Below are 22371 nucleotides of genomic sequence, written 5' to 3' on the forward strand. Positions count from 1 at the left end.
TTGTACGCAGCACCGTAGCAGCGACGCCCGTGGGAGGGAACGGTAAAGCCGGTTTCAGGAGGCAGTGAGCAGGATCTTGCCCGTGTGTTCGCCTGAATCGAAGTACTCGTGGGCCGCCGCCGCCTCCGACAGCGGGAACGTGCGGTGCACCTGGGGTTTGACGTCGCCGGAGACGACCAGCGGCCAGACATGCTCGGCGACCGCCCGCACGATGGCAGCTTTCTCCTCCGCCGGCCTCGCCCGCAGGGTGGTGCCGATGACCGCCCCGCGTTTGGCCATCAACTGGCCAAGGTTCAGCTCGGCCTTGGCCCCGCCCAGCAGCCCGATCACCACCAGCCGCCCGGAGGTGGCGAGCGCGTCCACGTTCCGCTGCAGGTACTTGGCGCCCACTACGTCCAGGATGACGTCGGCGCCCCGGCCTCCGGTGGCGTCCTTAATCCGCTCCACGAAGTCTTCCTCGCGGTAGTTGATCAGCACCTCGGCACCCAGGGCACGCGCGACGTCGAGCTTCTCCTGGCTGCCGGCGGTCACCGCGGGAATCGCGCCGAAAGCGGCAACCAGCTGTACGGCCATGGTGCCGATGCCGCCGGCGCCGCCGTGGATCAGCACCGTTTCCCCGGCCTGCACGCCCGCGGTCATGAAGAGATTGGAAAAGACGGTGGCCGCCACTTCCGGCAGGGCCGCGGCCGTCACCACGTCGGTCCCCCGCGGGACCGGCAGCACCTGGCCTGCCGGAACCACCACCTGCTCGGCGTAGCCACCGCCGGCCAGGAGGGCGCACACTTCGTCGCCCACCCGTAGGCCGCCGACGCCTGCACCGACCGCGGCTACCCGGCCCGATACTTCCAAGCCCGGGATCTCGGATGCGCCCGGCGGCGGCGGATAGACGCCGAGCCGCTGCTGGACGTCGGCGCGGTTCACGCCTGCGGCAGCTACGTCGATGACCACTTCGCCCTCGGCCGGTTGCGGGGCTTCGGTGTCCCGCACGCTCATGACCTCGGGTCCGCCTGCTCCGTCGTAGAAAACCGCCTTCATACCAGCCTTTCGCCTTGTCCGGACATCAAAACCCCCGGTGCTGCGCGCTTTGCCCGGGTAGACCCCTCCGTGTCAGACTACAAGGTGAGGAAGGTTGTCCGAGCGGCCGAAGGAGCTGGTCTTGAAAACCAGTAGGCGGTAACCCCGTCTCATGGGTTCAAATCCCATACCTTCCGCTTCGCAGCAGGTGTCTTGGCCGCATGGCCCGGGCACCTGCTGCATTTGTGCTCCCACGCCTGCTGCAGTCCCAGGTTCTTCGCACCGCATGTTCCGGTCGCCGGCCATCCGGCGTCAAGTATTCTGACCCGGCGCTCCCCCGGTATACCCTCGGCTAGGAGCCGTTCGCACTAAAGCTTGAGGAGTCCCCCGTGCCCAGCCAGCCAGCACCTGTCCGCCGCCCGCTCAAGGCGGCCGCCGCCGTCGTCCTCGTGGCGTTGCTCAGTGGCTGTGGCGGTGGAACGGAGGAACCGCCGCGGGACGAATCCGGTGCCGTGACCGAAGCCGCCGCCGCCGGCGCCTACGCCATCAAGGTGGGCGACTGCCTGAACAACCCGGACACCGACCGCCTGACCGAGGTGGAGTTCGTGCCGTGCGACCAGGCCCACGAACTGGAGGCGTTTGCCGCCAGCAACCTGCCCGAGGGCGATTTTCCCGGCGACGAGGAAGTGGCGGCCAAGGCCGAGGAGTTCTGCGTGGCCGAGTTCGAGGCCTTCGCCGGCATCCCCTACGACGATTCGGCCCTGGAACTGACCTACCTGAACCCGACCGAAGCCAGCTGGACCGGCGAGCAGGACCGGGAGCTGCTGTGCCTGCTGGGCGAGGAAGGCTCGAAGCCCGTCACCGGCACGCTCAAGGACGCCCGGCGGTAGCTGCCCGGCGCTAGCCCCAGGCCCTTCCTGTCAAGGGTGGGGGGCGTTCCGCCCGCCCATTTAAACGTTCTTTCTCAGAAGTCTTCCGCTGCTGATGGCCCTCGGGTAACCTCCCGTTCATCCATGCCCGCTGGACTGGGGGCGGTGCGCCCTGTGCACCGTGCAACCAGCTGTGCCGCAGCCCTTCCCTGCGGTGCGAGGATCATCACTTCCACCTGAGAGATAGGGCCACATGGCTACTTCATCACCGAGGACCGCGCTGGCAGCGGTCCTGACGGCAGGCTTGGTGGCGGCGCCTTTCGCCGCGATGCCTGCGCACGCGGCCGACCCGGTCGAGCTTAACCTGCTGAGCATCAACGATTTCCACGGCCGGATTGACGCGAACACCGTCAAGTTTGCCGGCACGGTGGAACAGCTCCGCGCGCAGAACCCCGAGGGGACGCTGTTCACGTCCGCCGGCGACAACATCGGCGCCTCCGTCTTCGCGTCCTCCACACAGCAGGACCAGCCGACCATCGACGTGCTCAACGCCCTGGAATTGGCGACGACGGCGGTGGGCAACCACGAGTTCGACGGCGGCTTCGCCGACCTGACCGACCGTGTGGCTGCCGCGTCCGACTACCCGCAGTTGGGCGCCAACGTGTACCGGGCCGGCACCACGGAACCGGCCCTGCCCGAGTACGAGCTGGTCACGGTCAACGGCGTGGACGTCGGCGTGGTCGGGGTGGTCACGGAAGAAACCTCCTCGCTGGTGTCCCCGGGCGGGATCGCGGACCTGGAGTTCGGCGACCCGGTGGACGCAGTCAACCGGGTGGCGGCCCGGCTGACCGACGGCGAAGGCGACGAAGCCGACGTCATCATCGCGTCCTTCCACGAGGGAGCGAACACCAACACCGATCTGGGCGGCGCGGCAGGCGCCAGCGCGGTGTTCAATCGGATCGTCAACGAGACCAGCCCGGACGTGGACGTCATTTTCAACGGCCACACCCACCAGGCCTACAGCTTCGACGCCCCGGTCCCGGGAGCGGAGGGCAAGACCCGGCCCGTGGTGCAGACCGGCTCCTACGGCGAGAACATCGGCCAGGTGCAGCTGAGCTATGACGCCGGAACGGATCAGGTCGTGGCGCACACCGGAGCCGTGGTGCCGCGGACCAAGACCTCGGACGGTGACCTGGTGGCCGCCTACCCGCGGGTGGCCGAGGTCTCGTCGATTGTCCAGGCCGCACTCGAGCACGCCGCGGAGATCGGCGCCCAGCCGGTTGGCTCCGTCACCGCCGACATCACCACCGCGTTCCTTCCCGACGGGCCGGATGCGGGCACGGAGCCGGACCGCGATGACCGCGCCTCCGAATCGACGCTGGGCAACCTGGTGGCGGACTCGCTGCTGGCGTCGCTCTCCTCCGCCGAACGCGGCGGCGCGGAGATCGGCGTGGTGAACCCCGGCGGCCTGCGCAACGAGCTCTACTACGCGCCCGACGGCACGGTCACCTACGCCGAGGCCAACGCGGTGCTGCCCTTCCTGAACAACCTGTGGACCACCACGCTGACCGGCGCGCAGGTCAAGACCATGCTGGAGCAGCAGTGGCAGCGCACCGGCGCCGGTGACGTGCCGAGCCGCGCCTACCTGCAGCTTGGCCTGAGCAAAAACGTCAACTACACCTACGACCCGGCCCTGCCCGAAGGCGAGCGCATCACCGGCGTCTGGGTCAACGGCGAACCGCTGGACCCGGAGCGCGGCTACCGCGTGGGCACCTTCAGCTTCCTGGCCCAGGGCGGCGACAATTTCCACATCTTTAACGACGGGACGGACACCCGCGACTCGGGCCTGGTGGACCGCGACGCGTGGATCGCCTACCTCCGGGGCAACAGCCCGCTCTCCCCGGACTTCGCCCGCCGCAGCGTGCAGCTCACCGGCGCGCCGGAAGCCGTCGGCCCCGGCCAGCAGGTCAGCGTGCAGGTAACCAAGCTGGACCTCACGTCGCTGGGCGCCCCCGTGACCGCCCAGGTGTCGCTGGCCTACGTCGACGCCTCAGGCACCAGGACCGCGCTGGGCACCTTCCCGGTGGCCGACGGCGCTGCCTCCGTCGAGTTCAGCGCACCCTCGGCGCTGGACGGCGGCTACTTCGAACTGACCGCGGACGCGTCCGGAACCACTTTCCGGCTGCCGGCCGTCCTCGCTGCCGGTGGCACCGGCGCCGACCATGTGGTCATCAACGAGGCCTATTTGTCCGGCGGCAGCGCCGGTGCGGCCTACCGGAACAAGTTCGTGGAGTTGTACAACCCCACGGACGCGGACCTCAGCCTCGACGGCTGGTCGCTGCAGTACCGCTCGGCCACCGGCTCCGGAAACCCCAGTGCCGTGGCAGAGCTGTCCGGCAGCATCCAGGCCGGCGGACACTATCTGGTGCAGGCCAACTCCAACGGCAGCATCGGCGAAGAACTGCCGGCCCCTGACCTGGTGACCGGCATGGCCCCGTCCGGCACGAGAGGCACGCTGGTGCTGTCGAACCAGGCCGGTGCTGTGGCGGACCTGGGCACCGGCTCGGTCGTCGACCGCGCCAACGTGGTGGACCTGCTGGGCTACGGCACCTCGAACACCTTCGAAACCGAAGCGGCCCAGTCGCCGGACAACAACCAGGACGTCCGGTCGCTGAACCGCGCCGGGGGAACGGACACCGACAACAACTCCGCGGACTTCAGCCTCAGCGAAGACATCACCCCGCAGGGCACCGGCGGGGGTGACGGCAGCGGTGATCCCGAACCGCAGCCGCAGTCCGTGGCCATCGCCGACATCCAAGGCACCGGCACCCAGTCCCCGCTGGCCGGCAAGACCGTGACCACCCGGGGCGTGGTCACCGCCGCCTACGCCACGGGCGGCTTTGACGGCTACTACATCCAGACGGAAGGCACCGGCGGCGACACCGACGCAGCAGCCCGGACGGCGTCCGATGCCGTCTTCGTCTACTCCCCGGCCACGGTCGGCCAGGTGAAGGCTGGCGACTTCGTGGAGGTCACGGGCAAGGTCAGCGAGTTCCACGGCCTGACCGAGCTCACGGTGGCCGCCGACGGACTCAAGCTGCTCACAGAGGCAGCCGCCGCTCCGAAGGCGGCCGCCATCGGTTGGCCCGCCACCGACGAGGAGCGCGAGAAGTTCGAGGGCATGCTGCTGGCCCCCCAGGGCGGCTTCACCGTCACCGACAACTACTCCCTGAACCAGTACGGTGAAATCGGCCTGGCCGCCGGGAACTCCCCGCTGGTGCAGCCGACCGCCGTCGGGACCTACGGATCGGACGCCTTCTGGGCCGAAACCGAGAAGAACGCCGCCCTGGCCGTCACGCTGGACGACGGCTCAAGCGTCAACTACCTGGGCGCCGACGCCAATAAGGACATCCCGCTGCCCTACCTCTCCGCCGACGATCCGGTCCGGGTGGGATCCCCCGCCGAGTTCACCACCAGCGTGGTGCTGGACTACCGCTTTAACCTGTGGCGGCTCCAGCCGCTGGGCCACCTGACGGTGGAGAACGCCGGAACCGTCCAGCCGGCGTCGTTCCAGAACACCCGCACCACCTCCCCGGAGAAGGTGCGCGGGGACGTGAAGGTCGCGTCGTTCAACGTGCTGAACTACTTCACCACCACGGGAGACCAACTGGCGGACTGCAATGCCTACCTGGACCGCGACGGCAACCCGATCACGGCCCGCAACTGCGACGCCCGCGGCGCCTGGGACGCGGAGAACCTGCAACGCCAGCAGGCCAAGATCGTTGCCGCCATCAACGCCCTGGACGCGGACATCGTGGCGCTGGAGGAAATCGAGAACTCCGCCCGATTCGGCAAGGACCGCGATGCGGCCCTTGCCGCGCTGACCGACGCACTGAACGAAGAGCTGGGCGACACCCGCCACCACGGAAAACACACCGGCCAGGGCAAGCATGGCGGCTGGGACTACGTCCGCTCGCCGAAGGATCTACCGGCCCTGGCGGATGAAGACTTCATCCGCACCGCGTTCATCTACCGGAAGGACGCGGTGAAGACGGTCAAGGAGTCGGTGATCCACAACGACACCGAGGCCTTCGCCAACGCCCGCAAGCCGTTGGCCCAGGCCTTCAAGGCCAAGAACGGCGCCTCGGATACCTTCATCGTGATCGCCAACCACTTCAAGTCCAAGGGTTCGGGCCCCAACTCGGGCGAGAACGCCGACCACGGCCAGGGCGCCTGGAACGCTGCCCGCACCGCGCAGGCGCACTCCCTGGTGGGCTTCGCGGACCGGCTGCAGGAACAGTTCCGGACCGACAAGGTGCTGCTGACCGGCGACTTCAACGCCTACGCGAAGGAGGACCCGATCAGGGTCCTGACCGACGCCGGGTACGTCGACCAGGGCGCCAAGACAGGCGAGCACAGCTACAGCTTCGGAGGCATGGTCGGCTCGCTGGACTACATCTTCGCCTCGCCAGCGGCGGACGCGAAGGTCAAGGGCGCCGACATCTGGAACATCAACTCGGTGGAGTCGATCGCGCTGGAGTACAGCCGGTACAACTACAACGCCACCGACTTCTATGCGCCGGATCCCTACCGGGCCAGCGACCACGACCCGATCATCGTGGGCCTGGACATGGGCAAGACAAAGGACGGCGGCAACGCCCGTTAGAAACGACCGCGTGGGCCGCTCCCCACCGGGGAGCGGCCCACGCGCCGGCTACGCCCGTTAGAAGCCAGAGCGTAGGCCCTCCCCCAACCGGGGAGGGCCTACGCGCGTCCATGGCCGGGTTAGGACCCCGGAACCCCGCTGGCGACGACGTCGGTGCTCGCCTGCGCCGGGTCGGCCAGGCTCCTGTTGTCTGCCGCGGCCAGGATGGCGCGCGCTATCCGGTCCGCATCCTGCAGCGTGCGGCCGCCGGTGTCGCCCGGCGCCCCCGCCTCGGCGGCGATCGACGTGCCCCACTGGACCGAGGACAGCTGCAGTCCGATCACATACAGGCTGCGGGCCGGCTGGCCGTTCCGGTTCAGCGGACGGTAGGGCGGCAGCGTCACGTCCAGGCCCGACGCGGTCACGGGCTGTCCGTTGGGCCCGATCATCAGCTTCGGCCGGACCAGGCCGTCCTCGAGCATCCGTCGCAGCAGCGGAGACCGGTTGTGGGCCACCCGGTTGGCCGGCATCATCGCCTCCACCAGGTACGCGCCGGTGTACTCGGCGCCGTCGATCCACGGAGACGTCACCCGGAACCGGCCGCTGTCCGGGTCCACCTCGTAAACCGGTTCCGGCCCGGCGAACCGGACGATGCCGGCCCGTGCCAGGGCGGCCAGCTGCTCGATGCGCTGGGCAGGAGGTCCGCTCGCCAGCCCTTCGACCAGCGGTTCGAACCAGCCGCGCAGTTCGGCCAGCCAGGATTCCTCGGTAATGCCGCCGTCGGCCACGATCTTCTTCAACAGCGACCGCCCGGCGTTGAGCGCCCCGATGGCCATCTTGAGCGGATCGTCGGTACCGCGGGCAGAGCCCTCCGCATCGGCATCCAGATAGTCCAGCACCGCGTGCTGGCAGTCCGCGGCGGAGGCGAACTTCCGCCCGTTGAACGGCTTGGCCAGGGCCTCCACATCCAGCAGCCGGTGCCCGGCGACCCGTTCGGCGAGGTAGGCCCCCGCCCGCATCTGCAGGGTGCGGCTGCCCGGCTCCGTTTTCTCCGCCAGCAGCTGCCCCAGTCCGGCCAGCAGCTCCTCGGGCGGCACGCTCAGGCACTCCGGTTCCACCCGCGCGAGCGTGGAGTAGTAGGCCCAGTAGACGTCGCGGTGCAGCATCGGCCACAGGTCGTGGTCGAAGCCCGGCTGCACGCCGGCTTCGGCGTACAGGCGGGCCGCCTGCGTGGTGAAATGCCGCAGCTCCACACCGGCCGGAATATACGTGTCGATCCTGGCCTTCGCCCGGTACGGCGTGCCGCGCCGGGAGCCGGCCACCAGCCGCGGTTCCTGACCCGAAGGTACGTAGCGCAACGGCTCGGTGTCCGTCGCCGGGAGGAACTGCCCGCCGCGGCCCTCGGTGACCTGCACCATCAGGTCGAAGAAGTTCAGCCCCATGCCGCGCACCAGCACCGTGCGGCCGGGCGGGAGCCGATCCCAGTCCACGTCGGCCGGCACATTGGGCGGCAGGTAGTTCAGGCCGTGCCGGGCCGCGGCATCCTGAAGCTGTTGCTGCTCAGGATTCAGCGCCGCGGGGACGTGACCCAAGGCCAGCACCACGGCATCCGCCGCCACGGTGGCACCGTCGGTCAGCTCCAGCTGCCATTCGCCGTCGTGCTCGTTGAGACCGGTGGCCTCCGCCGGATGAACGGTGAGGGAGAAGTCCGCCCCGGTCCGGGCGGCCAACTGCGCGAAGGTCCAGGTCAGGTAGCGCCCGTAGAGCGCCCGGCTGGGAAAATCGGCTGGCCCCAGCGCCGCGGCTTCCTCGCGGTCCTCCTGCGGCACCTCGGGAAGGCCGCCGGCCGCCACGGCGGAGCGCCAGGCCTCGAAGGTCATCCCCGCCACCGGATCGGGGCCCACCTGCCCGGTCCCCGGAGCGGGCACCACCGTGGGGAACAGGCAGGGCGTGTTCATCAGGAACAACCGGGACTGGCCCGGCTGCCAGACATGCCCGGCGCCGGGCGGGTAGGGATCGACCAGGTGGATCCGCAGCGGCGCCCCGCCGTGTGCCCGGTGGTTGGACAGCAACCGCTCCAGCACGGAGGTGCCCCGAGGGCCGGCGCCCACGATCGCCACACGGTAACTGACCGGATTGTCCATGCCGTCTAGCCTACGGGTTGGCAGCCGGCTCCCCGTGGCGGCATGCCTAGGATGGGTCCATGGCCCAAGACACCCAGCATCTGCCCCAGGACGAGTTCATCTGGCTCGAGGACATTTACGGCGCCTTGCCACTGGAGTGGGTGAAGGCGCAGAACCAACGCACCGAGGCGAAGCTCGTGGACGACTCGTTCACAGCGCTGGAAGCCGGCATCCTGGAGGTCCTGGACGCGGAGGACCGGATCCCGGCCGTCACCAAGCGCGGCCCCCACTACTACAACTTTTGGCGCGACAAGGCCAACCCCCGCGGCCTGCTGCGCCGCACGAGCTGGGAGAGCTACCTGACCGATTCCCCGGACTGGGAGGTGCTGCTGGACGTTGATGCGCTGGCCGCTGCCGAGGGCGTCGACTGGGTCTATGCCGGCTCTTCCTTCCTGCGTCCGGCCGACGGCACCAGCTACCGGCGCGCCATGCTGCGGCTCTCGCCCGACGGCGGCGACGCGGTTCGGCTGCGCGAGTTCGACGTCGAGGACCGCGCCTTCGTGCCCGGCGGCTTCGACATTCCGGTGGCCAAGAGCTACGTCTCCTGGCTGGACGAGGACCGCATCCTGCTGGGCACCGACTTCGGCCCCGGCTCGCTGACCACTTCCTCCTACCCGCGGACCAGCCGCATCCTGCGCCGCGGCCAGGCTCCGGAGGCTGCCACGGAGTACTTCGACGTCCCCCGGGACCACATGCTGGCCCAGGTGGGCCACGACTCCACCCCCGGCTTCGAACGGGACGTGGCGGTGGACGTGATCGATTTCTTCAACTACCGCACCTACCTGCGGCGCGACGGCGAGTGGCTGCCCATCGACGTTCCCACGGACGTGAACGTGGATCTCCACCGCCAGTGGCTGTTGCTGCGGCCGCGTGGCGACTGGGAGCTGGACGGCACCGTCCACCCGGCCGGCTCCCTGCTCGCCGCCGACCTGGAGGCGTTCCTGGCCGGCGACCGTTCCCTGCAGGTCCTCTTCGCCCCCGATGCGGCGACCTCGTTGCAGTCCTGGAGCTGGACCAGGAACTACCTGCTGCTCAACCTGCTGCAGGACGTCTCGTCCCGGATCCTGGTGCTGGATCCCGCCGCGCAGTGGGCCGCCTCCGAACTCCGGGACTGCCCGCCGCTGCACGCAGTGGATGCTTCCGGAGTGGACGACGACGAATCCGACGACTACTGGCTGGTGGCCACAGGCTACCTCACGCCGTCGACCCTCTCGCGCGGCACCATCGGCGGGCCGGCGCTGGAAGTCAAGGCATCGCCGTCGTACTTTGACGCCTCCGCCTACGAGGTCCAGCAGCACTTCGCCACCTCCAAGGACGGCACGCAGGTCCCCTACTTCCAGGTGGGCCCCAAGGATCTTGAGTACGACGGCGGCAACCCGGTGCTGCTCTCGGGTTACGGCGGGTTCGAAGTGGCCAGGACCCCCGGCTACAGCGGCACGGTGGGACGGGCGTGGCTGGAACAGCGCACCCCGGATGGCCGCGGCGGCGTGTACGTGGTGGCCAACATCCGCGGCGGCGGCGAGTACGGCCCGGGCTGGCACCGGGCGGCGCTGCAGTCCAACCGGCACCGCGCCTACGAGGACTTCGCCGCGGTGGCGCAGGACCTGACGGACCGCGGGGTCACCCGCCGGGAGCGGCTGGGCTGCGCCGGTGGCTCGAACGGCGGCCTGCTGGTGGGAAACATGCTGACGAGCTACCCGCACCTCTTTGGCGCCGTGTCCTGCGGGGTGCCGCTGCTGGACATGGCCCGCTACACCAAGCTCTCCGCCGGCTACTCCTGGATTGCGGAGTACGGGGACCCCGAGGACCCGGCGCAGTGGGAGTTCATCCGCACGTTCTCGCCCTACCACCTGCTCCAGCCTGGCACCGAGTACCCCGACGCGCTTATCTGGACCGCCACCTCGGACGACCGGGTGGGCCCGGTGCAGGCCCGGAAAATGGCCGCGCGGATGCAGGAGCTCGGGGTCCGGAACGTCTGGTTCCACGAAGCCCTCGAGGGCGGCCACGCCGGCGCCAGCGACAACAAGCAGACGGCCCGGTTGCAGGCACTCTCGCACGCGTTCCTGTGGCGCGCGCTGGCCGGCTAGCCCGTTCGCGGTTTTGCTCTTGGCCCCGGATTCTGGGTAGTCTTGTGTGGCTAGCAATAGCGTATGGAGACGTGCCAGAGCGGCCGAATGGACTTCACTGCTAATGAAGGGTCGGGGTTAAACTCGACCGGGGGTTCAAATCCCCCCGTCTCCGCGTCAACTCCCCCGGGAAACCGGGGGAGTTTTTGCGTTGCTGGCGCCGGGCCCCGCCCGTCAGGCGAAGCCGAAGACCGGCGGGAAGACCACGACGACGACGGCGGCCCAGGCACCATAGACCGGCAGGTACCCCGTCTGCCAGCGCTCAAGCGCGGCGAAGGGGCGCCGCCCGCGCAGGAACCCGACGGTAAGCCACGCTGCCCTCACGAGGTGCACCAACAGCAGCAGGTTCAGGCCGAGCGCGGCGACCTTGTTGGGGCTGGTACCGAATTCGGCGATCCGGGTCAGCATCGCCGTCAGCATGACCGCGTCGACCGCGACCGCGGCGGCGACGAGGACCAATTGCAGGCCGTCGAACAGGCCCGGCGGCGCCAGCGCCTCGCGGGCGGAGATCGCGTACAGCAGCAGGGCCAGGACGAGCACGAGGATCGCGTTCATGAGGATGAGCAGTCCCCGGTCGACGTCCACCAGGCCGCCGGCCGCCGTGAGCACTGCCAGCAGCGCCAGCAGCATCACAATGGTCAGGGGCGTGAAGACGCGGGTGAGCACCGGGGCGATGTTCTCAACAACGTTCTGCTTGGCCTCGACCAGCCAGGCTGCTACGACCAGCGCACCCGGAACGGCGAACGGCAGTATCCAGGCCTCCATCGCCGGCTCGAAGTCGACGCCGACAGCCTGCAGCGCCCCGAATGTGAGCCCAATCAGCACAGCCCCGCCGAGGGCCAGCAGCGTGAAGTAGATCGCGAGTTCCCCGGTGAACCGGACAAAGTCCATGCGCCGGTTGTGGTCCCGCCACCTGCCGCCAACGTACGCCACGCCCGCCAGCAGCCACAGGACGACCGGGGCGTGCAGCACGGCGAGCACCTCGGTGGAACCGGCGGCCGCGAACGGGTAGGCATTGAGCAGCACCGCCAGCGCGGCAAACGGGAGGAGCAGCGCCGCCGCCATGGACACCGTCAACCGGCGTTTCCAGGCGAAATACGCGGCAAGGAACGGGAAGACGAGGAGGCCGAGGTTCCGCGCCAGGGCCGCGCCATCGAGCCACACGGTGCCTGCCTTGACGGCCGCCCCTGCCCCAACGGCGAGCGCGAGGACCACAGCAAGCTCCCGCCACGGCGGCGCTGCGGTGTCGGAGTCCTGCGGGACGAGCACCAGCTGCTTCCACAGCCGGTCGGAGTGCTCGCGGGCGAACTCGCGCGAGACCGCATCCAGGTTGCCCAGGCGCTTGATCGCTACGAGGAAGGCCTCCTCGTCGTCCAGTCCTGATGCTTGCCGGTCGGCGATTTGTCCGCGCAGGTGGTCCTCCAGTTCATCGAGGTCCGCGGGTGAAATCGCCTGGCGCCGCCGGACGTACCCGCGCCACCGGTCTATCTGTGCTTCCAACTCGGCATGGGGTTCCATCAGGCCCACCCTTCGACCGGAGCGGCGGGCGGCGGCACCGCCTGCCACACCCGCCGCAGCGTCTCGGCGACAACCGTCCACTGTTGCTGCCGTTCGGCGAGCGCCTCGCGTCCTTGGGCCGTGAGCGCATAGTGTTTGCGCCGCCGCCCGGCCTCCGAGAGGCCCCACGAGGACGACACATACCCGAACCGCTCGAGTCGGTGCAGCAGCGGGTAGAGCATGCCGTCCGTCCACTCCAGCCCCCCGTCGGACAGTTCGCTCACGCGTTTGCTGATCGCGTAGCCGTACAGTTCGCCCTCCGCCAATATCCCCAGCACCAGCGGGGTGGCCGAAGCGGCGACCAGGTCCTTATCAATGCGCACCGGGCCTCCTCATACCTAGATCTGCAAGGTATAACCCTAGCAGTTCTAGGTATCAGGTCCGCGGAGTCGGCGGGAAGCTCAGGCCTTGAGGGCTAAAACGAAGGGCAGGACAGCTTCGGCCCCGGCCAGGCGGAGCGCGCGTCCGGCCACGGTGAGGGTCCAGCGGCTGTCGGCGACGTCGTCGACCAGCAGCACGGGGCCGCGGTTCTCTGCCAACCAGGCGTCACCGCCCTCGGGGACCTGGAACTGGTCCCACACGTCGGCCAGCCGGAAGGCGCTGTTGCCGCCGGGTCCGCTGCGGGGTCCGCCGTGCGGGACGGTGAGCTCGCCCAGGTACGGCAGCCTGCCGATCTCGGACAGGCCGCGGGCCAGCGACTGCACCAGCAGTGGCCTGCTGCGCGAGGGAACGCTGACGATGCCGACCGGGCGCTGCGCCCAACCCCATTGCGCCAGCACCTGGACGCAGGCCTGCAACATGACAGGATCCACTTCGCGGTCCGGCGCCCCGTCCGAGAAGACTTCGCGCAGCTTTCCGCCCCAGCCCAGATCCGTCAGGCGTGCCAGGGCACGGCCGCTGCCAGTGGCCTCCGCCGGCGGGATCTTTCCCTTGACCGGCACGCCCAGCTTGTTCATGCCGCTTGGCCACATGGCCCGTGGCTCCAGTTCGACGCCGGCACGCTGCAGGGCGGCGCCCGCGCTTTCGGTGGCCTCGGCCGCGATGCTGTCCGAGTACCACGGTCCGGCGCAGTTGTCGCAGCGTCCGCAGGGCGCGGCGGCGGGATCGTCCAGGGCCTTGGCCAGGAATTCCATCCGGCAGCCGGAGGTGTTCTCGTAGTCCAGCATGGCGTTCTGTTCGGCCACCCGGGCCTGCGAAATGCGCCCGTAGCGCTCGGCGTCGTAGCTCCAGGGCTGGCCGGTTCCCTCCCAGCCGCCGCTGACCTTGCGCACGGCGCCGTCCACGGACAGGACCTTCAGTAAGAGTTCCAGCGGGGACCGTTTCAGGTTCACCAGCGTTTCCAGTGCCGCCGTGGACAGCACCGTCCCCGGGGCGGCGAGCTCCCGCAGCACGGCCGTGGCCGTCCCCTCGTTCGGCATCGACGCCGTGGCAAAGTACTCCCAGATGTCCCGGTCTTCGGTACCCGGCAGGAGCAGTACGTCGGCGTTCGGAGTTCCGCGGCCCGCGCGCCCCACCTGCTGGTAGTAGGCGACCGGGGAACTCGGCGCACCCAAGTGCACCACAAAGCCCAGGTCCGGCTTGTCGAAGCCCATGCCGAGGGCGCTGGTGGCCACCAGCGCCTTGACCCGGTTCTCCTTCAGCGCCGCCTCCGCCTGTTCCCGCTCGGCCGGGTCGGTGCGGCCGGTGTAGGCGGCCACTTCGTGGCCGGCCTCCCGGAGCAGCCGGGCGGTGTCCTCGGCGGCGGAAACCGTGAGGGCGTAGATGATTCCGCTGCCGGGCAGGTCGTCCAGGTGGGTGAGCAGCCATCCGAGCCGGGCGCGCGGGCTGGCCAGGCGGAGCACTCCCAACCGCAGGGAGGCACGGGCGAGCGGCCCCCTGATGGTGAGCACTCCGCCGTCGTGCCCGGTGGCAGCATGCACGCCGAGCTGCTCCTCGATGTCGTGGACCACGCGGGAATTGGCGGTGGCCGTGGTGGCCAGCACCGGGACCCGGTCGGGCAGCTGGGCGATCAGGTCCCGGATCCGCCGGTAGTCCGGGCGGAAATCGTGGCCCCAGTCGGAAATGCAGTGCGCCTCGTCGACCACCAGCAGGCCTGAGCTTTGCACCAGCTGCGGAAGCTGTTCGTCGCGGAAGCGCGGATTGTTCAGCCGCTCGGGCGAGACCAGCAGCACGTCCACCGTGTTGGCGGCCAGCTGCTCCTGGATCTGGCCCCATTCCAGCTGGTTCGCCGAGTTGATCGCCGCGGCCCGGACACCCGCGCGTTCGGCCGCCGCCACCTGGTCCCGCATGAGCGCGAGCAGCGGCGAGACGATCAGGGTGGGGCCGGCGCCGCGGCGGCGCAGCAGCAGGCTCGCCACGAAGTACACCGCCGACTTTCCCCAACCGGTACGCTGCACCACCAACGCCCGGCGTCCGCCGGAGACCAGCGCCTCGACGGCCTCGAACTGGCCCTCGTGGAACTCCGCTGTGTCGTTGCCCACCAGGGCACGGAGCAACGCGGTGGCCTCCCCGCGCAGCCCGCCGTCGTCCTGCCCCGGACCCGCCGTTCCCGTCGTCGCCGCGTCCATTGTCCCGTCGATCAGCTCAGCCATGCTGCCCAGTATTGCAGCCGCTGCCGACAACCTGGCCCTTTTCCACAGCGGCCCCTTATAAGCTGGTGAAGTGAGCAGCATAGATCTCGGCCTGTCCTTCAAGGCCTACGACGTCCGCGGGATCGTGGGCGAAACCATTACGGCGGCGACCGTCGAGGCGACCGGTGCCGCGTTCGTGGACGTGTTGTCCCTGGCCGGGCAGACCGTGCTGGTGGGCGGCGACATGCGTCCGTCCTCGCCTGAGTTCGCCGCCGCGTTCGCCCACGGCGCGGCCGGCCGCGGGGCCAACATCCGCATGCTGGGGCTGATCTCCACCGACGAGCTCTACTACGCCTGCGGGTCCTTGGACGCCGCCGGGGTGGTGTTCACCGCCAGCCACAACCCCGCGCAGTACAACGGCCTGAAGATGGCCAAGCCCGGGGCGGTCCCGGTCTCCTCCGATACCGGCATGTTCGACATCCGCGACCTGGCGCAGAAGTACCTCGAGACCGGCATCCCCGACGGCACCGAACCCGGGACCATCAGCGAAACCAACGTGCTGGCCGGTTACGCCTCCTACCTGCGCTCCCTGGTGGACCTGGCCGGCATCCGTCCGCTGAAGGTAGTGGTGGACGCCGGGAACGGCATGGCCGGCATGACCACCCCCGCCGTGCTGGGCGACACCCTGCTGCCGGCGCTGCCGCTTCAGGTCGTGCCGCTGTATTTTGAGCTGGACGGAACCTTCCCCAACCATCCGGCCAACCCCTTGGAACCGGAAAACCTGGTGGACCTGCAGGCCGCGGTCATCGAGCACGGGGCGGACATCGGCCTGGCCTTCGACGGCGACGCCGACCGGTGCTTCGTGATCGATGACACCGGGGCGGTGGTCTCCCCCTCGGCGATCACCGCGCTGGTCGCCCGGCGGGAAATCGCCCGCGCCCGGGCCGCCGGCGAAGAAAGCCCGGCGGTGATCCACAACCTGATCACCTCCCGTGCGGTGCCCGAAACCATCACCGCCGCCGGCGGACGCCCGGTGCGCACCAGGGTGGGGCACTCGTTCATCAAGGCGCACATGGCGGAGGAGAAGGCCGTGTTCGGCGGCGAACACTCCGCCCACTACTACTTCCGCGACTTCTACAACGCCGACACCGGCATGCTCGCCGCCATGCACGTGCTCGCCGCCCTCGGCGAGCAGGAGTCGCCGCTGTCCGAACTGGCAGCCGAATACGACCCGTACCACGCAACCGGCGAACTGAACTCCCAGGTCGAAGACAAGGACGCCGCCATCGCCCGCGTGCTGGCCGACTTCGCCCCCGCCCTCGCGTCCGATCCCGCCGCGGCCGGAACGGACACCACCGCCGGTAACTGCCCGGCCGCCTATGCGGGCACCGGGGTAAGCGTGGACCGGCTCGACGGCACCACCGTGGTCGCCGACGACGGCTCCTGGTGGTTCAATCTGCGCCCCTCCAACACCGAACCCTTCCTGCGGCTGAACGCCGAAGCCACCAACCCCGGCCTCCTCGACACCCTCCGCGGCCACGTCCTGGCCCGCGTCCGGGACGCAGGATGAGTGCCTCGTGGCGGGACGGCATCCCCGCGGAGATACTGGCCGATATCGACACCCTGTTCGGAACGGGGCTCGGGGTGGCGCAGGAACAGTTGACCGAGCATGGGGCGTTCCTGCCCGCGGCCCTGGTCACCACGCACGACGGCGGACTGCGGCTCGTGGTCGTCTCCCCCGACGACCTGGACGCCGAGGCAGCCGAGGTCAACGTGGACGGCATGATTGAGGACCTGTACGCCACCCTGCGCCAGGATCGCGCCGATTTCCGCGCCATCGCCGTCATCAGCGACATCTTCCTGCCCGAAGAGGACGCCGACGCGATCCAGATTGCCGTGGAGCACTCGGCCGGCATCGCAGTCTCGGCCATCCAGCCCTATCATCACGACGACGACGGCACCTGGAGCTACCCGGACCCCTTCGTGGACCCGCAGGAACGCCTCGTGTGGCCCGATCAGGAACCCGACGAAGGAGCCGAGCCGCCCCGGGGCTGATCGGCCGGACCGTTCCCGGCGCACCGTGGCCAATTCCGGTCCGGGCAGGCCACTAAAATAGGCAGCATGCGTATCAATGCCTTCTCGGACGTGTGCCTGCGTGCACTGATGCTGCTTTCCGCGGCGCCGGAAGGGGAACTGATGACCACACAGGCCATCGCGGACGGCGTAGGCACCCCCTACAACCACGTCAGCAAGGCGGTGCTGAAGCTGCGCTCGCTCGGACTGGTCGACGCAGTGCGCGGCCGCTCCGGCGGCATCCGGATCAGCGCAGCCGGACGGCTGGCGACGGTGGGCGGGCTGCTGCGGACCCTCGACGCGCGGGAGGACCTGGTGGATTGCGAGTCCGCCAGCGGCGACTGCCCGATGAACAACAACTGCGCGCTGCGCGGAGCGCTGCGCCGGGCCCGCGAGGCCTTTTACCGCGAACTGGATCCCCTCGTCGTGTCTACGTTGCCACACCGGTCGCAGATGGAGCCCGTCTTCATGGCGTTGCTCACGCGCCGTCCGGCGTGATCCACGCCGGGCCGCGCCACCTTTGACCACTGCGGCGGTCGGTGGCCTCCGGGAACCGCCAGCCCGCGTCCCCGTGGAGCGGCCTGCCCGCCGGCTGCCCCTTGACCCGTCTCGCCTCAGCCGGTCTGGCGTCCCGAGAGCTTGTCGCGCAGCCGGTCCACCATGCCGACGCCGGGTCCCACGGTCTTGTGGAACAGCTCGGAGTGCGGGGCGCTGGGATGAGGCCTGGTCGGCGCGACCTTCTTGGCGCTCTGGACCTTTTCACCCAGATCGACGAGCTTGTCCTGGGGAATGTGGGCGCGCAGCTTCGGGAACTGATCAGTCTCTTCGTCGTTTGCGTGGTGGCGCAGCTGTCCTGCCAGTTCCCTGACCAGCTCCATGAAGGTCGGATCGGAAGAGTCGACGTCCTCCATCCGCTTCATGAGCCGAACGATTTCGTCGTGCTCCTTCTTGTCGTGCTCAACCTCTTCCTTGCCGTTCGGCACGTGTTCTTCAATCACGGGGTAAACAAGCATCTCTTCGGCGACGGCGTGGCGCATAACCTCGGCAATGACGGTATCGGCCAGGTCCCGGCGCTGGCCGGGGTCTGCGGTCTGCTCGATCTGGCTGAGCAGTTCGATCATTTCGCGGTGATCGGTCGTGAGGATATCGATGACATCCCCGCCCTGAGTATCGGCCATGGAACGCCCTCCTTTGGGTCGTTGCTCCTGAGCGTGCGTGGGAGGCCTCAACATACCAATGAGCGGCACCCGAATCCACGGTCCGAAGCGCTTTCGGGGTGCTGGAGCGCGAAATCATGGCGGCCGGTCTAGACCGGATGCCCGCGGGGCCATCCGGGGTCGAAGATCGGCCGTTAAGCGGATGAGGCCCCCGCGCAGCTGCGCGGGGGCCTCATCTCGGGAGCCTGTGCTGGCGTCCCTCCTTCAGTCAATCAGGCGAAGCGGACCTGGAGCTGCTTGAGTTCGGCATCCAGTTCCTCGGGCAGGGAATCGCCGAACTGTGCGTACCATTCCTCGATGCCCTTGAGCTCTTCCTTCCACTCCTCCGGATCCACCTTGACGGCTTCTTCCACCTGCTCTCGGGTCATGTCCAACCCGGTCAGGTCGATCGAATCGCCGGTCGGGATGTAGCCGATCGGGGTTTCCGTGGCGTCCGCGGTGCCCTCGATGCGTTCGATGGCCCACTTGAGCACCCGGGAGTTCTCCCCGAAGCCGGGCCAAGCGAAGCCGCCGTCGGCATTGCGGCGGAACCAGTTGACCAGGAAGACCTTGGGCAGGCGGTCCGGGTTGGCCTTTCCCTCGATGGTGCCCCAGTGCTTGAGGTAGTCGCCGGCGTTGTAGCCGATGAACGGAAGCATGGCCATCGGGTCGCGGCGGACCACACCGACGGCGCCGGAGGCTGCCGCGGTGGTCTCGGACGACAGGGTGGAGCCCATGAAGATGCCGTTGGTCCAGGAGCGGGCCTGGGTAACCAGCGGGATGGTGGTCTTGCGGCGGCCGCCGAAGAGGATCGCGTGGATCTCCACACCGTCCGGGCTGTAGTACTCCTGTGCCAGCATGTCGATCTGCGAGATCGGCGTGCAGAAGCGGGAGTTCGGGTGGGCCGCCGGCCGGCCGGACTCCGGTGTCCAGTCGTTGCCCTCCCAATCGATCAGGTGATCCGGCACTTCGTCGGTCATGCCCTCCCACCAGACGCCGCCGTCGTCGGTCAGTGCCACGTTGGTGAAGATGGAGTTGCCCTTGGCGATGGCGCGCATGGCGTTGGGGTTGGTGCTCCAGCCGGTGCCCGGTGCGACGCCGAACAGGCCGTACTCCGGGTTCACGCCGCGCAGTTCACCCTCCTTGCCGATGCGCATCCAGTTGATGTCGTCGCCGAGGGTCTCGGCCTTCCAACCGTCGATGGTCGGATCCAGCAGCGCCAGGTTGGTCTTGCCGCAGGCCGAGGGGAAGGCTGCCGCAATGTTGTACGCCTTGCCCTGCGGGCTGGTGAGCTTGAGGATCAGCATGTGCTCGGCCAGCCAGCCTTCGTCGCGGGCGATGACCGAGGCGATGCGGAGGGCGTAGCACTTCTTGCCCAGCAGCGCGTTGCCGCCGTAGCCCGAGCCGTAGGACCAGATGGACCGCTCTTCGGGGAAGTGCACGATCCACTTCTCCTCGTTGCACGGCCAGACCACGTCGGCCTCACCGGGCTCCAGCGGGGCGCCAAGGGAATGCAGCGCCGGGACGAAGAAGGCGTCCTCGGCCTCCATCTTGCGCAGCACGTCGGTGCCGATCCGGGCCATGATGCGCATGGAGGCGACCACGTAGGCCGAGTCGGTGATTTCCACCCCGTACTGCGGCTGCTCTGCGTCCAGGGGCCCCATGACAAAGGGAATCACGTACATGGTGCGTCCGCGCATGCTGCCGGCGAAGCGCTCCGTGAGGATCGACTTCATCTCGGCGGGGTCCATCCAGTTGTTGGTGAACCCTGCGTCTGCCTCCTTCTCGGAGCAGATGAACGTCCGCTCTTCGACCCGGGCGACGTCCTTCGGGTCGGAGAAGCCGACGAAAGAGTTCGGGAACAGCTCCGGGTTCAGCCGCTTAAGGGTGCCGGCCTCGACCAGCTGGTCGGTCAGGCGCGCGTACTCCTCTTCGGAGCCGTCCACCCAATACACGGAGTCGGGCTGCGTCAGCTCTGAAACTTCGGCAACCCAGGCCAGAAGCTTTGCGTGTGTAGTTGGGGCATCCATAAGTGTTTCCTCAAGAACCGGCTGACGCGTAATATCGCCCATGACTCATCCCTTTCCTGGGCCAGTGGTGTTTCTAGATGCTATGGGTCGATGGCTAGACCAGCTGGCTGCCGAAAAAGGGGATTTGCCCGGGTCGGATAGCATGGGCCCGGAATTCCGGGCTTTTTCTACGTGTCAACCGCCACCCGTGTGATTAAGGTCATATAGACCGGTCTAGTTCATATGTCCTTTGATGGGTCCGTCACACCGACTTCCCAGGCCCGGCAGTCCGTCCACGGGGATGAGGCACGACCGCCAAGAGCCGGGATGCGCGGAATTCCGGGGCGGAGGCCGGCGGGGCTCCCTCGATTTGGCGACTGTCCGGCAAACACGCTACAGTTGTATCCGGCCGCGAGGCCAAGCGCCCATAGCTCAGCTGGATAGAGCGTCTGTCTACGGAACAGAAGGCCGGGGGTTCGAATCCCTCTGGGCGCACCAACGAAATGCAGTCCGGTCACCGACCGGGCTGCATTTCTCTTTGCCGCCAATGTGCCGCAGCCCGGCGGTTTCTGAGGCTTGGACGTCCTTTGGGCCTCATGTCACACCCGCTGCTTCCGCGGTGTCTTCCTTGTATCCCCGCTCGCCGGGGCATCGACGAGGAGGACAGCATGGCACGGATACCCCTGGAGCACTCCCCCAGCCTGTTCCTGAGAATCATGTCGGGCTACAGCAAGCGGAAGTACGGCAAGGTGCTGGACCCCGGCCTGGCGATGCTGCACAACCGGCGGGTGCTGTTTGCCTGGCTGCGGCACGAAAGTTCCGTCGCCAGGTTCAACACCGTGCCGCCCGTGCTCAAGGCGTTGGCCGTGATGGGAGCGGCTTCCTCAATCGGCTGCAGTTGGTGCATTGACTTCGGCTACTGGGAATTCCATCACCGGGGCGTGGACCCGGCGAAGCTGCGGGAGGTGCCGCGCTGGCACACGGCTACCGTTTACACTCAGCTGGAACGCGATGTGCTCAGTTACGCGGAGGCCATGACCGCAACCCCACCCGCCGTCACGGATGACCTTGTGGATAGGCTGAAGCAGCATCTGGACCCGGCCCAGCTGGCGGAGCTGACCTATCTGATTGCGGTGGAAAACCAGCGGTCGAGGGTTAACGCGGCGTTGGGCCTGGCCAGCCAGGGCTTCACGGAAACCTGCAGCGTAGGAGGTTTGAGATGACGACGACCCAGGCAAACCTGGCCGTGTTCCAGCAGCACCGCGGGCTCCTCTTCGGAGCTGCGTACCGCCTCCTGGGCAGCGCCGCCGACGCCGAGGACGTCCTGCAGGAGGCGTGGCTGCGGTTCTCCGACGTGCCGCAGGACCATGTCCGGGAGCCGCGCGCCTTTCTCCTGCGGACGGTGACCAATCTGGCGCTGAACCAGATCCGCGCCCAGCAACGCCGCCGCGAGAATTACGTCGGGCCGTGGCTGCCCGAGCCTGTCAGCTCCCTGCCGGGTGCCCCGACCCCTCCCGCGCCGGACGACGCCGCCGTGCTGGCCGACGATGTCTCGCTGGCCATGCTGGTGGTCCTGGAGCAGCTCTCCCCCTTGGAACGTGCGGCCTACATCCTAGGAGAGGTCTTCGGCTACCCGGCACCGGAGATCGCCCGGACGCTGGGCCGCTCGCCCGCGGCGGTACGGCAACTGATGTCGCGCGCCCGTGACCACGTCGCCAGCCGGCAGGCCCGGAACCAGGTGGATCCGGCCCTGCACCGGCGGATCACCGAGCAGTTCCTGCACGCGGCCAACACCGGGGCCATCGAGCCGCTGCTGGGCTTGCTGGCTCCGGACGTCGTACTGACCAGCGACGGCGGCGGCCAGAAGTCCGCGGCGCTGCGGCCCATCTTCGGGGTCGAGAAGGTGCTGCGCTTCCTGCTCGGCATCACCAGCAAGCCGGGCGCCCCCTTCCATCTGCACGTCGCCGACGTCAACGGGCTGCCCGGGTTGGTGGCCGTGGACGAGGACGGCGCGGTGGACACGGTCGCGGGCTTCAGGGTCGATGACGGCTTGGTCCGGGAAATCTTTCTCATCCGGAACCCGGACAAGCTTGGCCGCATCAGCATCTAGCTGCACTGACCTCGTGGCG

At 68.6% G+C, this 22371-nt stretch carries 15 protein-coding genes and 3 tRNA genes; 11 read left to right on the forward strand and 7 right to left on the reverse strand.

All coding sequences use genetic code 11. From position 1 onward, the window contains the following. Positions 1-54: 54 nt before the first annotated feature. Entirely contained in the window at positions 55-1035 is a 981-nt protein-coding gene (locus AC5RVS_RS00170) for an NAD(P)H-quinone oxidoreductase (protein WP_494106642.1), read from the reverse strand. An 88-nt stretch (positions 1036-1123) separates the two neighbouring features. Here AC5RVS_RS00170 and AC5RVS_RS00175 point away from each other — a divergent pair. The 3 genes from AC5RVS_RS00175 to AC5RVS_RS00185 all read left to right on the forward strand — a co-directional run bounded on the left by AC5RVS_RS00175 (position 1124) and on the right by AC5RVS_RS00185 (position 6549). Further along, a tRNA-Ser gene (locus tag AC5RVS_RS00175) sits at positions 1124-1211 on the forward strand. Between the two features lie 192 nt (positions 1212-1403). Continuing rightward, positions 1404-1904, forward strand: coding sequence for a septum formation family protein (locus AC5RVS_RS00180; RefSeq protein WP_493988859.1), 501 nt, complete (start codon positions 1404-1406; stop codon positions 1902-1904). Positions 1905-2136: 232 nt separating this feature from the next. Then, positions 2137-6549 (forward strand): ExeM/NucH family extracellular endonuclease, encoded by a 4413-nt coding sequence (locus AC5RVS_RS00185; protein ID WP_494106643.1) that lies wholly within the window; start codon positions 2137-2139, stop codon positions 6547-6549. Positions 6550-6668: 119 nt separating this feature from the next. Here the strand turns inward: AC5RVS_RS00185 and AC5RVS_RS00190 are convergent, their stop codons facing one another. Beyond that, the gene (locus AC5RVS_RS00190; protein WP_494106644.1) at positions 6669-8672 is read right to left on the reverse strand and encodes an FAD/NAD(P)-binding protein; all 2004 of its coding nucleotides are present in this window, start codon (positions 8670-8672) and stop codon (positions 6669-6671) included. Positions 8673-8731: 59 nt separating this feature from the next. Between AC5RVS_RS00190 and AC5RVS_RS00195 the strand changes: the two genes are divergently transcribed. Continuing rightward, the gene (locus tag AC5RVS_RS00195; protein WP_494106645.1) at positions 8732-10798 is read left to right on the forward strand and encodes a prolyl oligopeptidase family serine peptidase; all 2067 of its coding nucleotides are present in this window, start codon (positions 8732-8734) and stop codon (positions 10796-10798) included. Positions 10799-10863: 65 nt separating this feature from the next. Continuing rightward, a tRNA-Ser gene (locus AC5RVS_RS00200) sits at positions 10864-10952 on the forward strand. 59 nt (positions 10953-11011) lie between these two features. Here the strand turns inward: AC5RVS_RS00200 and AC5RVS_RS00205 are convergent. From AC5RVS_RS00205 to AC5RVS_RS00215, 3 genes are all read right to left on the reverse strand, one after another. Next, complete coding sequence (locus tag AC5RVS_RS00205; RefSeq protein WP_494106646.1) at positions 11012-12355, reverse strand: permease prefix domain 1-containing protein; 1344 nt, start codon at positions 12353-12355, stop codon at positions 11012-11014. After that, on the reverse strand, positions 12355-12717 hold the full coding sequence (locus AC5RVS_RS00210) for a PadR family transcriptional regulator (RefSeq protein ID WP_493988854.1): 363 nt from the start codon (positions 12715-12717) through the stop codon (positions 12355-12357). The genes AC5RVS_RS00205 and AC5RVS_RS00210 overlap by 1 nt, the downstream gene beginning before the upstream one ends. 78 nt (positions 12718-12795) lie before the next feature. Further along, positions 12796-14985, reverse strand: coding sequence for a RecQ family ATP-dependent DNA helicase (locus tag AC5RVS_RS00215; protein ID WP_494106647.1), 2190 nt, complete (start codon positions 14983-14985; stop codon positions 12796-12798). Positions 14986-15055: 70 nt separating this feature from the next. Here AC5RVS_RS00215 and AC5RVS_RS00220 point away from each other — a divergent pair, with 70 nt between their 5' ends. The 3 genes from AC5RVS_RS00220 (at position 15056) to AC5RVS_RS00230 (ending at position 17535) form a co-directional block, all read left to right on the forward strand. Further along, complete coding sequence (locus AC5RVS_RS00220; RefSeq protein WP_494106648.1) at positions 15056-16534, forward strand: phosphohexomutase domain-containing protein; 1479 nt, start codon at positions 15056-15058, stop codon at positions 16532-16534. Then, on the forward strand, positions 16531-17019 hold the full coding sequence (locus AC5RVS_RS00225) for a hypothetical protein (protein WP_494106649.1): 489 nt from the start codon (positions 16531-16533) through the stop codon (positions 17017-17019). Before AC5RVS_RS00220 ends, AC5RVS_RS00225 begins: the two co-directional genes overlap by 4 nt. Before the next feature lie 66 nt (positions 17020-17085). Then, the gene (locus AC5RVS_RS00230) at positions 17086-17535 is read left to right on the forward strand and encodes an RrF2 family transcriptional regulator (RefSeq protein ID WP_494106650.1); all 450 of its coding nucleotides are present in this window, start codon (positions 17086-17088) and stop codon (positions 17533-17535) included. 116 nt (positions 17536-17651) lie between these two features. Here the strand turns inward: AC5RVS_RS00230 and AC5RVS_RS00235 are convergent, their stop codons facing one another. Both AC5RVS_RS00235 and AC5RVS_RS00240 read right to left on the reverse strand, forming a co-directional pair. Then, on the reverse strand, positions 17652-18215 hold the full coding sequence (locus tag AC5RVS_RS00235) for a hemerythrin domain-containing protein (protein ID WP_494106651.1): 564 nt from the start codon (positions 18213-18215) through the stop codon (positions 17652-17654). 251 nt (positions 18216-18466) lie between these two features. Then, positions 18467-20305: a phosphoenolpyruvate carboxykinase (GTP) gene (locus AC5RVS_RS00240; RefSeq protein ID WP_494106652.1), complete on the reverse strand. Its 1839-nt coding sequence runs from the start codon at positions 20303-20305 to the stop codon at positions 18467-18469. 358 nt (positions 20306-20663) lie between these two features. Between AC5RVS_RS00240 and AC5RVS_RS00245 the strand changes: the two genes are divergently transcribed. The 3 genes from AC5RVS_RS00245 to sigJ all read left to right on the forward strand — a co-directional run bounded on the left by AC5RVS_RS00245 (position 20664) and on the right by sigJ (position 22352). Next, positions 20664-20740 (forward strand) — tRNA-Arg (locus AC5RVS_RS00245). Between the two features lie 170 nt (positions 20741-20910). Continuing rightward, the gene (locus AC5RVS_RS00250; protein WP_494106653.1) at positions 20911-21465 is read left to right on the forward strand and encodes a carboxymuconolactone decarboxylase family protein; all 555 of its coding nucleotides are present in this window, start codon (positions 20911-20913) and stop codon (positions 21463-21465) included. Beyond that, positions 21462-22352 carry an RNA polymerase sigma factor SigJ gene (sigJ, locus tag AC5RVS_RS00255; RefSeq protein ID WP_494106654.1) on the forward strand — a complete coding sequence of 297 codons (891 nt, stop codon included), beginning with the start codon at positions 21462-21464 and terminating at the stop codon, positions 22350-22352. Before AC5RVS_RS00250 ends, sigJ begins: the two co-directional genes overlap by 4 nt. Positions 22353-22371 lie beyond the last annotated feature (19 nt).

Source organism: Arthrobacter sp. Y3221048 (assembly GCF_059092685.1).

Excerpts from the sequence above, each read along its gene's own strand:
- AC5RVS_RS00170 (WP_494106642.1), bottom strand. The coding sequence starts at position 1,035 with ATGAAGGCGGTTTTCTACGACGGAGCAGGCGGACCCGAGGTCATGAGC.
- AC5RVS_RS00185 (WP_494106643.1), top strand. The coding sequence starts at position 2,137 with ATGGCTACTTCATCACCGAGGACCGCGCTGGCAGCGGTCCTGACGGCA.
- AC5RVS_RS00190 (WP_494106644.1), bottom strand. The coding sequence starts at position 8,672 with ATGGACAATCCGGTCAGTTACCGTGTGGCGATCGTGGGCGCCGGCCCT.
- AC5RVS_RS00195 (WP_494106645.1), top strand. The coding sequence starts at position 8,732 with ATGGCCCAAGACACCCAGCATCTGCCCCAGGACGAGTTCATCTGGCTC.
- AC5RVS_RS00205 (WP_494106646.1), bottom strand. The coding sequence starts at position 12,355 with ATGGAACCCCATGCCGAGTTGGAAGCACAGATAGACCGGTGGCGCGGG.
- AC5RVS_RS00215 (WP_494106647.1), bottom strand. The coding sequence starts at position 14,985 with ATGGCTGAGCTGATCGACGGGACAATGGACGCGGCGACGACGGGAACG.
- AC5RVS_RS00225 (WP_494106649.1), top strand. The coding sequence starts at position 16,531 with ATGAGTGCCTCGTGGCGGGACGGCATCCCCGCGGAGATACTGGCCGAT.
- AC5RVS_RS00230 (WP_494106650.1), top strand. The coding sequence starts at position 17,086 with ATGCGTATCAATGCCTTCTCGGACGTGTGCCTGCGTGCACTGATGCTG.
- AC5RVS_RS00235 (WP_494106651.1), bottom strand. The coding sequence starts at position 18,215 with ATGGCCGATACTCAGGGCGGGGATGTCATCGATATCCTCACGACCGAT.
- AC5RVS_RS00240 (WP_494106652.1), bottom strand. The coding sequence starts at position 20,305 with ATGGGCGATATTACGCGTCAGCCGGTTCTTGAGGAAACACTTATGGAT.
- AC5RVS_RS00250 (WP_494106653.1), top strand. The coding sequence starts at position 20,911 with ATGGCACGGATACCCCTGGAGCACTCCCCCAGCCTGTTCCTGAGAATC.
- sigJ (WP_494106654.1), top strand. The coding sequence starts at position 21,462 with ATGACGACGACCCAGGCAAACCTGGCCGTGTTCCAGCAGCACCGCGGG.